Genomic DNA, 13,183 nt, shown 5'->3' with positions numbered 1-13,183 from the left:
AGAACATTAGCACAAATAGTGCGATTTAGTATATAATTAGCCACTATTTTTAAGCAATTTAATGATAAAAGGTAACAAACAGTATGGGATTCAAATGTGGGATCGTCGGACTACCAAATGTTGGTAAGTCAACACTTTTTAACGCACTAACTAAAGCAGGCATTGAAGCGGCTAACTTTCCGTTTTGTACAATCGAGCCAAACACTGGTGTAGTGCCAATGCCCGATCCTCGTCTCGATCAGCTTGCTGAAATTGTCAAACCACAACGCACTTTACCCACCACAATGGAATTTGTAGATATTGCTGGATTAGTGAAAGGTGCATCAAAAGGTGAAGGACTTGGAAACCAGTTTTTAGCAAATATCCGTGAAACCGAAGCAATTGGTCATGTTGTACGATGCTTTGAAAATGAAAACATCATTCACGTAGCAGGTAAAATTGACCCTGCCGAAGATATTGAAATTATCAACACCGAGCTAGCGTTAGCTGACCTTGAAGCGTGTGAACGAGCTATGACTCGTCTACAAAAACGAGCAAAAGGCGGTGACAAAGATGCCAAATTTGAACTTGAAATTCTAGAAAAATGTCTACCCCACTTAGAACAAGGTAAAAAATTATTACTCTTGGATTTAAGTAAAGAAGAGCTAAACGCAATAAAATATCTTAGCTTCTTAACCTTAAAACCAACCATGTATATTGCTAATGTTAACGAAGACGGTTTTGAAAATAACCCTTATTTAGATAAAGTGAAAGCCATTGCAGAAGCAGAAAAAGCGGTCGTTGTGCCTGTCTGTGCTGCCATTGAAGCGGAACTTTCAGAACTTGATGATGCCGACCGAGATGAATTTATGCAAGACCTAGGATTAACTGAACCGGGGTTAAATCGTGTCATACGTGCAGGTTATAAATTACTTAATTTACAAACCTATTTTACCGCAGGCGTGAAAGAAGTACGGGCATGGACAATATCCGTTGGTGATACAGCACCGCAAGCGGCTGGAAAAATCCACACTGATTTTGAAAAAGGATTTATCCGAGCGCAAACTATCGCATTTGATGACTTTATCAAATACGGCGGTGAACAAGGCGCAAAAGAAGCCGGTAAAATGCGTTCTGAAGGTAAAGACTACATTGTACAAGACGGCGACATTATGAACTTTTTATTTAATGTCTAATATTAACACGTATGATGAAATATATTAACGTCACCCATGGTGGCGTTAACGTTTAACGATAAAAACACTATAAACCAAAGCCTGAATCATAAAACGATAATCAAAACACATCGAGTCGATCCATTGAAACGCAAATAACATATTAATAAAACATTAATAATATCGATAAAATGGATGCATCAAATAGGTAAGGAAAAACTATGTTACTGACTTTCGACCAAGCAAAACAAAAAATATTGCAAGCCTGCACCACCGTAAAATCCCTTGAACACGAAACAGTATTATTAAATGATGCACTCGACCGAATTACCGCTTTACCCATTATATCACCCATTAATGTCCCACGTTTTGATAATTCGGCTATGGATGGTTATGCTGTCAGATTAGCAGATGTTGAAAAATCAAGAACCCTACCGGTTTCAAAGACTGTTTATGCCGGTGATGATATCAGTGATCTCAACTGGTCAATTGGCAGTTGTTTACGAATTATGACTGGTGCACCTGTTCCCAACGACGCTGATGCGGTTGTCATGCAAGAGCATACTCAAGCGACCGGTCAACACATTACTTTTCTTAAAGATATTAAAGCTGGGGATAATATTCGCCGAATCGGTGAAGATATCAAAAAAGATGCAGTCACAGTTGCCAAAGGTCAACGCTTATCAATTCCTATTTTATCGACATTAGCAACGCTTGGCATTCATCAAGTTTGCGTATATAGAAAATTGAACGTTGCTATCTTTTCAACTGGAAACGAACTCACATCAATTGGTAAACCGTTAACTGACAATGGCGCTATTTATGATAGTAATGGTTTCACATTAAAACAGCTATTAACAAAACTGAATTGTCAAGTGATCGACCTTGGTATTATCCCTGATGATCCCAACCAAATTAAACAAGCTTTAATGACAGCCTCAACCCAAGCCGATTTAATCATTACAAGTGGTGGGGTATCGGTAGGAGATGCTGACTACACCAAAACCGCTTTAGAAGAGTTAGGACAAATTAATTTTTGGAAAATAGCCATGAAACCCGGTAAACCGTTTGCCTTTGGACAAATTGGCAAAGCGCTATTTTGTGGATTACCGGGTAATCCTGTCTCAACAGTAGTGACATTTTATCAACTCGTTCAACCTTTAATTTTAACGCTTGCAGGACAACAAACGCTATCAGAGGATTTAACTTTTCAAGTTAAAACAGTTACCGATCTGAAAAAAAGTGTGGGGCGCATAGATTTTCAACGTGGTAGAGTGCAACCGAATGACCAAGGCGAGTTAGAAGTCAAATCAACAGGTCAACAAGGTTCACATATTACCCAATCTTTCAATAAAGCTAACTGTTTTATAATTTTAGAGCAAGAACGTGGAAACGTCAGTAAAGGAGAATTTGTCACCGTTACCCTGTTTAATGACTTATTAAAATAGTGCCACTAAAATGGCACCAGCGGCAATCATCACAACCCCTACGCCTGACAGAAATGAAATTTTTTCACCAAATAAAACAGCAGCAAATACCACTGCAAACACCACGCTCAGCTTATCAATAGGGGCAACTTGCGACACTTTACCGTCTTTGATTGCCATAAAATAAAACAGCCATGACAATGCACCGGCAATACCACTTAATGCAATAATCAGTAACGCTTTTTTATCATTAAAAAACGTATTAATTAAGTTTAATTTACCTTGAACTGCCACCACGCCAATCAAAAATATCGCCATAACAATAGCTCGAATTGCAGTTGCCGTATTCGCATCAAGATGCTGTAAACCAATTTTGCCCAAAATTGCCACGAAAGCCGCAGAAATGGCAGACAACAAGGCATAAATAAGCCAAGCACTCATCTTTAATTCCTGTCTATTTGAATCATATATTGCTGGTTATTTGAATTTTTTTGGCATTGTTGTGAATTACTCATCACACCATCACAACCTTCTAACACACCGTGCGCTTTTGACCAACGATATTGTTTACCGTGATCATTCTTACCACCACAAGCAATTAAGCTCAAACTCAGTATCACACAAGACAATGTAACAAGTACTGTTTTCATGGTTTTCTCCGATGTTAATGTAGAAATGATTACCGAAGCTATTAAGATTAATAATCGCTATTCTATTTTAGAATCTGTTTGATGAATAGATAGACTACCACCTATTTTTAACAAATGAAAGGCTCGATCTTCACGATATTGAGATAATAAAGCTGGTGGCTCATCTAAAGGTTCATCGGCTAATTCAAATGCTCCCCAATGTATTGCCATTGCGGCATGGCAATGTAACTCATCATAAAGTTGTACTGCTTGTTCAGGATCGATATGTTGTGACTGCATAAACCAACGAGGCGCATAAGCACCAATTGGAATAAGTGCCAAATCAATATGAGAAAAATATTCACCAATATGCTTTAAAACTGATGAATAAGCCGTATCGCCCATAAAATAGAGAGTTTTTGTTTGATTGGCATTAGCCACATTTGATTGAATCACCCAACCGCACCACAATACCTTATTCACATCAAATAAACCGCGTTTACTCCAATGTTTGGCAGGTGTTGCAGTAAACGTAAGATTATCAATATCCGCCGATCCCCACCAATCCAGCTCAATAACCGTCTTAGCCCCCCACTTTTGAAGTTTAGTTTTTAAACCTAATGGCACTAAAATAACCACATTTGCAAAACGACTCACTAATTGTCGAATGCTATGATAATCAAGATGATCATAATGATTATGTGAAATCACAATAAAATCAATGTCAGGAAGTTCTTCAATACTTAGTGCGGGTGGTGTACGGCGTTTAGGGCCTAAAAACTGAAAAGGTGAAGCACGATCAGAAAAAACAGGGTCGGTTAAAATCATTTTACCGTTAAGACGAATCAACGTGGTTGAATGCCCTATCCACCAAATTCTATCATCGTCTAACGTCATATCAATAGATTGACACCATTGATGATGAAAACCAAGATAACCTTCCTGTGGGGGGAAAACCTTCCGATTAAAATACCAACGACAAGTATCACTTAAAGTAAGCTTAAACGGCTCCTGATTTTTAAATTTTTTACCGTCATGGTGGGATTGATCAACGATATTTTTCTGTTCATAACTCATTAAAACGACCCTTATTAATTTGCGTATCGCTCAATCAACACAGCGACATTACTAGCATTAGCAATAGCATCGGGTTTAGATACTTTAATTTTAATATGACCAACTGAAAATTTTTGCATAACATGCTCAGCAACCTGCTCAGCAACGGTTTCAATTAATTCAAACTGCTGACTTTCAACAAACAAAGTAACAGACTGACTAACCACAAAATAGTCTAAACAGAGCGAAACATCATCATTTTTGCCTGCAGGTTGATTATTCCAAGCCATCTCTAAATCCAAAATGAGCTTTTGCTTAATGTCTTTTTCCCAACTGTAGACCCCAATAGTTGTAAAAATAGTTAAACCTTCAATCAAAACACGATCATGATTATTTATGCGCATATTTCACCCTAAATACAGATTAAGTTTATCTACTTTAAACAGAAGATTACCGAATCTCAACAAATTACGCTATAATTTATTTTAAATTGTAATGAAATTAACCATAGCACTTATGACCCGTATCTATCAACCTGTTTCGATTATTGAAAATAGCATCATGACATTAGATGATAATGCATTTAATCACCTTATTCGGGTTTTACGAATGAAAACAGGTGAAAATATTATCCTTTTTGACGGTACTAATCACATCACACCAGCAACAATACATGAAATCAACAAAAAATCGGTAACCGTCAAAACGGCGACCACCATTTTAGACAACCGTGAATCCCCTTTAAACATTCATCTTGGACAAGTCATATCACGCGGTGAAAAAATGGAGTTCACTATACAAAAATCTGTTGAATTAGGCGTAACCAGTATTACACCTTTACTTTCTGAACGTTGTGGAGTGAAACTCGATGCAGAACGATTAGACAAAAAAGTAAATCAGTGGCAAAAAATTGTGATTTCAGCTTGTGAACAGTGTGGTCGTAATATCGTTCCCGTGATTCATCCTGTCATGAAACTAGAAAATTGGTGCGCCAACTTAAACAGTGGTTTACGATTAAACTTACACCCTAAGGCAAAACAGGGAGTAAAACACCTACCTACCGAACAAACGGATATCAGTTTACTGATAGGGCCTGAAGGGGGATTATCTGATGACGAAATCAACATGACACATCAGTATCAATTTACCGATATTTTACTTGGGCCACGAATACTACGAACCGAAACAGCAGCGCTGACAGCCTTAACAGCATTACAAGTTCAATTTGGTGATTTAGGATAATTAATTGTAAAAAATCATAATTCATCATGTTTACATTGCATCTTAATCTGTTACGAGTATGATAGTTGCCAAAGCTTATTGCATAGTGATAAAAACACTATCTGTCACAATACATATTTAATTGAACAATACAAAAGGAGTTACCATGATTAAGCTTGGTATTGTTATGGATCCAATCAGTCATATCAAAATAAAAAAAGACACCAGTTTTGCAATGTTGCTTGAAGCACAAAAACGGGGTTATCAACTTTTTTACATGGAAATGAACGACCTGTTTTTACGTAATGGTCAACCTTATGCAACAACAAGAAAGTTAACCGTTCATCACGATCTCAATCACTGGTTTGATATGGATGAAGAACAAACACTTCCATTAAGTGATCTTGATGTCATATTAATGCGCAAAGATCCCCCTTTTGATACTGAATTTATCTATTCAACGTATATTTTAGAACGTGCAGAAGCAAATGGTGTACTGGTGGTAAATAAACCACAAAGCTTGCGTGACTGTAACGAAAAACTATTTACAGCCTGGTTTGCCCAATTTACGCCAGAAACTCTCGTGACTCGTCAAACTAAATTAATACGAGCATTTCATCAAGAACACCAAGATATCATCTTAAAACCACTTGACGGTATGGGTGGATCATCCATTTTTAGAATTAAACAAGATGATCCGAATATATCGGTCATTATCGAAACCCTAACCGACATGAACACCCGATATTGCATGGCTCAAGCATATATTCCTGCCATTAAAGACGGTGACAAACGTGTTTTGGTTGTTGACGGTCAACCGGTACCTTATTGTCTTGCTAGAATACCCCAAAAAGGCGAAACCCGTGGAAATCTGGCAGCAGGTGGATATGGCGAAGTAAGACCACTCAGTGACAGTGATTGGCAAATAGCTAAAAGCGTAGCACCCACCTTAAAAGAAAAAGGACTATTGTTTGTTGGCTTAGATATTATTGGTGATAAATTAACTGAAATAAATGTCACCAGCCCGACTTGTGTACGTGAAATTGAAGCGGCAAATCCAGACATATCAATTACAGGTATGTTAATGGATGCCATTGAAAAACGATTAAATAAATAGAGCTAACCATGATTAGAGAATATAAAAAAACGGATCTTGATAAAATTATGCAACTGTGGCTTGAAGGGAATACACAAACCCATGATTTTATAGATCCTGAATTTTTTAAACAAAATTATGAATTTGTTAAAATGTTAATCCCAATGTCAACCATTTACGTGCAAGATCTTAATGGCGTAAAAGGATTTATTGGCTTAACCGAAAACTATATTTCAGGTTTATTTGTTGACAAAGAATATCACCGACAAGGGACAGGAAAAGCACTAGTTAATAAAGCCAAACAGCGTTACAACGAATTACTTGTTCATGTCTACAAACAAAATAGTACAGCTATTGATTTTTATCTTTCACAAAATTTTGAAATTGTTTCCGAATCTATCAATGAAGAAACCAATGAACCCGAATTATTGATGCGTTGCTTAGTTGAACACAACGTAAAAATCGGCAAGTGTGCACTTTAAATAAAACTAAAATGTGAGCATATGAATCTAAAAAATCATTTTATTATTGCAATGCCAAACGTATCCGAAACGATGTTTAGCCGATCGGTGGTTTATATTTGTGAACATAATCGAGATGGGGCAATGGGTATCATCATTAACAAACCTCTTGTTGAACTCAATGTTGCCACCGTATTGACTCGTCTTGAAATTATGGCACCAAAAAACTGTGCTGAACTCGAATACCCTGTATTTTGTGGTGGCCCTTTAGCGGATGAACAAGGATTTATTTTACATACTCCACAATCGGGCTTTTCATCCAGCATTCAAATATCGGATGACGTGATGATAACCACATCACTTGATGCATTAAAATCGATTGGAACACCTGAACAACCGAAAGATCTATTTCTTGCATTAGGTTATTCAAGTTGGCGATCACTGCAACTTGAATCAGAAGTTGCCCGCAACGACTGGTTAGTGGCAGAAGCCGATCCCAATATTATTTTTAACGTTGCAATTGAAGAACGCTGGCAAAAAGCCGCCGAATCGTTAGGCATTAATATCAATCGTATATCACACCAAATGGGAAATGCATAAACAATGGCAACCATTATTGCATTTGATTTCGGAACCTCAAGTATTGGGGCTGCGATTGGGCAAGACATCACCAAAACAGCCAATCCGCTTTGTTCGTTTAAAGCACGAGACGGCATTCCTAATTGGCAAGCTATTGAAAAGGTACTTAAAGAATGGAAACCTGATTACTTAGTAGTTGGGTTACCGCTTAACATGGACGGTAGCGAACAACCACTGACAGCCAGAGCACGAAAATTTGCTAACCGTTTACATGGCATGTTTGGTTATCAAGTTCATCTACAAGATGAACGATTATCGACGGTCGAAGCTAAATCGCACATCTTTGCGTCACGTGGTTACCGTGCACTCGAAAAAGGTCATATTGATGCCACTTCGGCAATTATTATTTTAGAAAGTTGGTTTGAAAACCATTAACTATTTTAACCTTTTATTTATTTTACAAATAATTCATCGCTAATCATTTACATACTTGCTAAAATAATCAGCAGTTTTTTTATTTAAGGACTGCTTCTCGTGTCAAATAAAACGCCTCTTAGCTATAAAGATGCCGGTGTCGATATCGACGCTGGTAATGCACTGGTTACCCGAATTAAATCAGTTGTCAAAGAAACCAAACGTCCTGAAGTCATGGGTGGATTAGGTGGATTTGGCGCATTATGCGCAATCCCACAAAAATATCACGAACCGATTCTTGTGTCGGGTACAGATGGTGTCGGGACTAAATTACGGTTAGCAATGGACTTAAAACGCCATGACTCGATCGGCATTGATTTAGTCGCCATGTGTGTGAATGATCTTATTGTTCAAGGTGCTGAACCCCTATTCTTTCTTGATTATTATGCAACAGGTAAACTCAATGTTGATATTGCAGCAACGGTAGTGACTGGAATAGCACAAGGTTGTAAACAAGCCGGTTGTGCCTTAGTCGGTGGCGAAACGGCTGAAATGCCAGGCATGTATCAGGGTAACGATTACGATCTAGCTGGATTCTGTGTGGGTGTCGTTGAAAAATCCAAAATGATCGACGGCAGTCAAGTACAACACGGTGATGCCATAATTGCGTTAGCATCTAGTGGAGCGCACTCTAATGGCTACTCATTAATTCGAAAAATTATTGAAGTCAGTGGAGTAAATCCGGCTACTGAACAATTAAATGGTATGCCACTTGCTGATCACCTGCTTGCACCGACCAAAATCTACGTCAAATCAATTCTTGATTTAATTGAACACCTCAACGTACATGCCATTGCGCACATTACAGGTGGTGGATTCTGGGAAAACATTCCACGAGTGCTACCCGACAATATGCAAGCAATCATTAACGAAAGCAGTTGGCAATGGCCACCAATATTTAATTGGCTACAACAAGCAGGTCATGTCACTCGGCACGAAATGTACCGGACTTTTAACTGCGGTGTAGGTTTGATTATTGTCTTACCCCAACATTGCGTTAATGATGCCTTAACGTTACTCAATAATCATGGCGAAAAAGCGTGGTTAATCGGTGAAATAAAACAGTCAACATCGGATGAACAGGTCATTATTCAATAAAATAGACATCTGTTACTATGCAATTTAAATAAATTGCTTAGTAACAATTTATTTAATGGTTTATTATTGAGTAAAATTACATAGATAAAACTATGCGCTTCTTTTTTTAATATCTACAAAGCCATCAATCATGTTTAAAAAAGTTGGGTTTATTTAGGTTTAGTTTATTCCTGATCCAATTATTGAACACTAATTCAAAGTCAAAAAAATTTTAATTCAAAAATAACTCAAAGCTATCTTGGTTTCTGATACAATAGTCTAAATTTATAATAATGAAGTAATGTCGTAACACTATAAAACACAAGGTTTTTTAATGATCATATCTGATGCTAATAGTGCGGTGTCATCCGTTGCTTATCGTGCCAATGAAGTCATAGCCATTTATCCTATTACACCTAGCTCAACGATGGCTGAGCAAGCAAGCACTTGGGCTGAATTTAATAAGCCTAATGTCTTTGGCGATATTCCTAAAGTGGTTGAAATGCAGTCCGAAGCTGGAGCTATTTCAACTGTGCATGGTTCTTTAATGACGGGCGCATTAGCGACGTCGTTTACGTCATCGCAAGGCTTGTTGTTAATGATCCCTTCGTTATATAAGATAGCCGGTGAATTAACGCCTTTTGTTTTACATGTCGCTGCTCGTACGGTTGCAACCCATGCGCTGTCAATTTTTGGTGATCATTCCGATGTAATGTCAATCAGACAAACGGGCTTTGCTATGTTGTGTTCAAGTTCAGTCCAAGAAGCCCAAGATTTTGCGTTAATTGCACAAATAGCAACATTAAATAGTCGTGTGCCTTTTGTCCACTTTTTTGATGGTTTTCGAACGTCTCATGAAGTGAATAAAATTCACCCTTTAAGCGATGAACAAATTCATAACCTGTTACCGCATGATGCTATAAAAGCTTATCGTAGCCGCGCTTTAACGCCCGATAATCCTGTCATTCGTGGCACGTCGGCTAATCCTGATACCTATTTTCAATGTCGTGAAGCGGTAAATTCTTATTATGATCAGACTTATCAGCATGTTGTCGATGCGATGCAAGCGTTTGAAAAAGAGACAGGCAGACAATACCAACCGTTTGAGTATTACGGGGCAAGTGATGCCGAACGTGTGATTGTCATAATGGGCTCAGGCGTAAGTACCTGTAAAGAGGTCGTCGATTATCTGCTTGATAATCATGAAAAAGTCGGTGTGGTGATTGTTAGATTATTCCGCCCTTTTTCTGCAAAACATTTGTTAGCGGTGATTCCGGATTCTGTTAAAAAAATAGCGGTTTTAGATAGAACAAAAGAACCTGGTGCCCAAGCCGAACCTTTGTACTTAGATATTATGACCGCTTTTGCCGAAAGCTTTAGCCAAGGTGAACGCCATTGTTTACCAACCATTGTTGGTGGGCGTTATGGTTTGTCATCGAAAGAGTTTGATCCTCGCTGTGTCTTGGCTATCTTTAACGAGCTGTTAGCAGAAAAACCTAAACCACGCTTTACTGTTGGGATTTATGATGATGTAACGGGGTTATCATTACCATTACCCGAAAAATCTATTCCACAAAAATCTGCGCTTGAAGCATTATTTTATGGTTTGGGTAGTGACGGTACGGTTTCGGCGACTAAAAATAATATTAAAATTATTGGTGATAGCTCACCTTTTTATGTACAGGGCTATTTTGTTTATGACTCTAAAAAGGCCGGTGGCTTAACGACTTCGCATTTACGAGTGAGTTTAGAGCCTATCGATTCACCCTATTTAATTACCAGTGCGCATTTTATTGGTTGTCATCAAGACCAATTTATCGATAAGTATCAAATTGTTGAAAAACTAAAAGATGACGGGATCTTTTTACTTAATACTCCTTATAGTAAAGATGAAGTTTGGCATCGTTTACCGAAAGAAGTTCAAGTACAATTAATTCAGAAAAGAGCACACTTTTATATTATTAATGCCGCTAAAATTGCCCGTGAATGTAATTTAGGTGCTCGCATTAATACCGTTATGCAAGCGGCGTTCTTTCATCTTTCTGAAATATTTAAAAACGATTTTAGTATCACACAGCTTAAAGAAGTGATAGCCAAAAGTTACAGTAGCAAAGGTCAAGAATTAGTCGAAAACAACTGGAAGGCACTCGATTTAGCGATTGCGTCATTAGAGCAAATTCCGTTAAGTTGTGTCGATCAAAGTAGCGCATCACGCCCTTCTGTAGTACCAAGTAATGCGCCTGACTTTGTGAAAGTAGTGACGGCGTCAATGCTTGCTGGTTTAGGCGATAACTTGCCCGTATCTGCCTTTCCACCGGATGGCACTTGGCCAACGGGCACCACAAAATGGGAAAAACGAAACATTGCCGAAGCAATTCCAATTTGGCAACCTGATCTTTGTACCCAATGTAATCATTGTGCGGTTGCATGTCCTCATGCCGCGATTCGAGCTAAAGTGGTATTACCTGACGATTTGGCAAACGCTCCCGATTCATTGAGTTCGCTTGAAGTAAAAGCACGCGATATGCGAGGTCAGCGCTATGTGTTACAAGTTGCCCCTGAAGATTGTACGGGTTGTAATTTATGTGTCGAGGTGTGTCCGTCTCGTGATCGTAATAACTTTGATATAAAAGCAATTAATATGCAATCACGCATTGATAATTTAGATACGCAACGCGCTAATTTTGCGTTCTTTAATGATTTGCCTGATCGTGATATTAAATCACTTGAACGTATTGATGTCCGTACATCGCAGTTATTAACACCATTGTTTGAGTATTCGGGCGCTTGTGCAGGCTGTGGTGAAACCCCTTACATTAAATTGTTAACGCAACTTTATGGTGATCACCTTGCGATAGCCAATGCAACCGGTTGTTCTTCAATTTATGGCGGTAATTTACCTTCTACCCCTTATACGACCGATCGTTATGGTCGTGGCCCCGCTTGGGCAAATTCGTTATTTGAAGATAATGCTGAGTTTGCTTTAGGTTATCGGATCACTTATGACCAACATAAAAAAAGGGCGTTACGTTTGCTTGATCATATAGCGGGTGAGATTTCGCCCGAAATTGTCCTTGCATTACAGTCCCCTGATTCTACTATTGATGATAAACGCAAACAAGTTGCTTTATTGCGTGATCAACTGGCACATTTGGACTCACCTGAAGCCAAAGAGTTAATACAAGATGCGGATTATTTAATCGATAAGTCAGTTTGGGCAATTGGTGGAGACGGTTGGGCATATGATATTGGTTTTGGCGGACTGGATCATGTGATGAGTTTGACCGATAACGTTAATATTTTAGTGTTAGATACGCAATGCTATTCTAATACTGGTGGTCAACAATCTAAAGCAACGCCAATGGGTGCTGTGTCTAAATTTGCCGATTTAGGTAAACATAAAGCACGTAAAGATTTAGGCGTGAGTGTGATGATGTATGGGCATGTTTATGTTGCGCAAATTGCATTAGGTGCACAGCTTAATCAAACGTTAAAAGCTTTGCAAGAAGCCGAAGCCTATGATGGTCCTTCTTTAGTGATTGCTTATAGCCCTTGCGAAGAGCATGGTTATGATTTAGCAAAATCGCATGAACAGATGAAAGATTTAGTTAAATCTGGATTCTGGCCGCTATATCGTTATGATCCACGACGTACGGCAGAAGGTAAACCTGGTTTGGTGCTTGATTCTAAATCACCGAATAGTGAATTATTATCTAGTATTTTATTGAAAGAACAACGTTTTAGACGTTTAGAGACGTTAGAACCGGTGATTGCCAATACCTTGCATGAACGTTCCACCAAAATGGTAAACGCTAAATTTAAGTTCTTGCAAATGTTATCTACGTATTCGGATATTGAAACACCGGCAGATAGTTAATTAGTCGATATTCACTATTCGTAATTGCATCAATAACAAGACAGTTGCTTATGTTTTTAAACATAAGCAATTGATCTTAAATTGTGATGCTATATAGTGCATAACAGCACTGGATTAGTGCGTTTTTTAACC

13 protein-coding genes are annotated in these 13,183 nt (G+C 38.3%); 9 read left to right on the top strand and 4 right to left on the bottom strand.

The window, feature by feature from the left end:
• Positions 1-83 precede the first annotated feature (83 nt).
• Both ychF and moeA read left to right on the top strand, forming a co-directional pair.
• Positions 84-1,175, top strand: coding sequence for a redox-regulated ATPase YchF (gene ychF / locus A9G10_RS10150; protein ID WP_065559414.1), 1,092 nt, complete (start codon positions 84-86; stop codon positions 1,173-1,175).
• 200 nt (positions 1,176-1,375) lie between these two features.
• Complete coding sequence (moeA, locus tag A9G10_RS10145) at positions 1,376-2,602, top strand: molybdopterin molybdotransferase MoeA (protein WP_065559413.1); 1,227 nt, start codon at positions 1,376-1,378, stop codon at positions 2,600-2,602.
• Here moeA and A9G10_RS10140 read toward each other — a convergent pair.
• The 4 genes from A9G10_RS10140 to folB are packed head-to-tail and all read right to left on the bottom strand — an operon-like array spanning position 2,594 to position 4,670.
• Positions 2,594-3,022 carry an EamA family transporter gene (locus A9G10_RS10140; protein ID WP_065559412.1) on the bottom strand — a complete coding sequence of 143 codons (429 nt, stop codon included), beginning with the start codon at positions 3,020-3,022 and terminating at the stop codon, positions 2,594-2,596. The genes moeA and A9G10_RS10140 overlap by 9 nt on opposite strands.
• Positions 3,023-3,024: 2 nt before the next feature.
• Positions 3,025-3,231 carry a hypothetical protein gene (locus A9G10_RS10135; RefSeq protein WP_065559411.1) on the bottom strand — a complete coding sequence of 69 codons (207 nt, stop codon included), beginning with the start codon at positions 3,229-3,231 and terminating at the stop codon, positions 3,025-3,027.
• A 57-nt stretch (positions 3,232-3,288) separates the two neighbouring features.
• On the bottom strand, positions 3,289-4,287 hold the full coding sequence (locus tag A9G10_RS10130) for an MBL fold metallo-hydrolase (RefSeq protein ID WP_065559410.1): 999 nt from the start codon (positions 4,285-4,287) through the stop codon (positions 3,289-3,291).
• A 14-nt stretch (positions 4,288-4,301) separates the two neighbouring features.
• The gene (folB, locus tag A9G10_RS10125) at positions 4,302-4,670 is read right to left on the bottom strand and encodes a dihydroneopterin aldolase (protein ID WP_065559409.1); all 369 of its coding nucleotides are present in this window, start codon (positions 4,668-4,670) and stop codon (positions 4,302-4,304) included.
• A gap of 91 nt (positions 4,671-4,761) precedes the next feature.
• On the opposite strand from folB, the gene rsmE reads away from it, so the two are divergent.
• The 7 genes from rsmE (at position 4,762) to nifJ (ending at position 13,051) form a co-directional block, all read left to right on the top strand.
• Positions 4,762-5,508: a 16S rRNA (uracil(1498)-N(3))-methyltransferase gene (gene rsmE, locus A9G10_RS10120; protein ID WP_081299182.1), complete on the top strand. Its 747-nt coding sequence runs from the start codon at positions 4,762-4,764 to the stop codon at positions 5,506-5,508.
• Positions 5,509-5,653: 145 nt separating this feature from the next.
• Positions 5,654-6,604 carry a glutathione synthase gene (gshB, locus tag A9G10_RS10115; RefSeq protein WP_065559407.1) on the top strand — a complete coding sequence of 317 codons (951 nt, stop codon included), beginning with the start codon at positions 5,654-5,656 and terminating at the stop codon, positions 6,602-6,604.
• 8 nt (positions 6,605-6,612) lie between these two features.
• Positions 6,613-7,065, top strand: coding sequence for a GNAT family N-acetyltransferase (locus A9G10_RS10110; RefSeq protein ID WP_065559406.1), 453 nt, complete (start codon positions 6,613-6,615; stop codon positions 7,063-7,065).
• 21 nt (positions 7,066-7,086) lie between these two features.
• Complete coding sequence (locus tag A9G10_RS12820; RefSeq protein WP_065559405.1) at positions 7,087-7,644, top strand: YqgE/AlgH family protein; 558 nt, start codon at positions 7,087-7,089, stop codon at positions 7,642-7,644.
• A 3-nt stretch (positions 7,645-7,647) separates the two neighbouring features.
• Complete coding sequence (ruvX, locus tag A9G10_RS12815) at positions 7,648-8,058, top strand: Holliday junction resolvase RuvX (protein WP_065559404.1); 411 nt, start codon at positions 7,648-7,650, stop codon at positions 8,056-8,058.
• Between the two features lie 99 nt (positions 8,059-8,157).
• Positions 8,158-9,195, top strand: coding sequence for a phosphoribosylformylglycinamidine cyclo-ligase (gene purM, locus A9G10_RS10095; RefSeq protein ID WP_065559403.1), 1,038 nt, complete (start codon positions 8,158-8,160; stop codon positions 9,193-9,195).
• Positions 9,196-9,508: 313 nt separating this feature from the next.
• Positions 9,509-13,051, top strand: coding sequence for a pyruvate:ferredoxin (flavodoxin) oxidoreductase (gene nifJ / locus A9G10_RS10090; protein WP_065559402.1), 3,543 nt, complete (start codon positions 9,509-9,511; stop codon positions 13,049-13,051).
• Positions 13,052-13,183: the final 132 nt, after the last annotated feature.

It is taken from the genome of Gilliamella sp. wkB308, assembly GCF_001690185.1.
Lineage (GTDB): Bacteria > Pseudomonadota > Gammaproteobacteria > Enterobacterales > Orbaceae > Gilliamella > Gilliamella apicola_I.
This window is presented reverse-complemented; position numbering and strand designations above follow the sequence as displayed.

Bases quoted from the DNA above. Each gene is read 5' to 3' on its own strand.
- ychF (WP_065559414.1), top strand. From the start codon at position 84: ATGGGATTCAAATGTGGGATCGTCGGACTACCAAATGTTGGTAAGTCA.
- moeA (WP_065559413.1), top strand. From the start codon at position 1,376: ATGTTACTGACTTTCGACCAAGCAAAACAAAAAATATTGCAAGCCTGC.
- A9G10_RS10140 (WP_065559412.1), bottom strand. From the start codon at position 3,022: ATGAGTGCTTGGCTTATTTATGCCTTGTTGTCTGCCATTTCTGCGGCT.
- A9G10_RS10135 (WP_065559411.1), bottom strand. From the start codon at position 3,231: ATGAAAACAGTACTTGTTACATTGTCTTGTGTGATACTGAGTTTGAGC.
- A9G10_RS10130 (WP_065559410.1), bottom strand. From the start codon at position 4,287: ATGAGTTATGAACAGAAAAATATCGTTGATCAATCCCACCATGACGGT.
- folB (WP_065559409.1), bottom strand. From the start codon at position 4,670: ATGCGCATAAATAATCATGATCGTGTTTTGATTGAAGGTTTAACTATT.
- rsmE (WP_081299182.1), top strand. From the start codon at position 4,762: ATGAAATTAACCATAGCACTTATGACCCGTATCTATCAACCTGTTTCG.
- gshB (WP_065559407.1), top strand. From the start codon at position 5,654: ATGATTAAGCTTGGTATTGTTATGGATCCAATCAGTCATATCAAAATA.
- A9G10_RS10110 (WP_065559406.1), top strand. From the start codon at position 6,613: ATGATTAGAGAATATAAAAAAACGGATCTTGATAAAATTATGCAACTG.
- A9G10_RS12820 (WP_065559405.1), top strand. From the start codon at position 7,087: ATGAATCTAAAAAATCATTTTATTATTGCAATGCCAAACGTATCCGAA.
- ruvX (WP_065559404.1), top strand. From the start codon at position 7,648: ATGGCAACCATTATTGCATTTGATTTCGGAACCTCAAGTATTGGGGCT.
- nifJ (WP_065559402.1), top strand. From the start codon at position 9,509: ATGATCATATCTGATGCTAATAGTGCGGTGTCATCCGTTGCTTATCGT.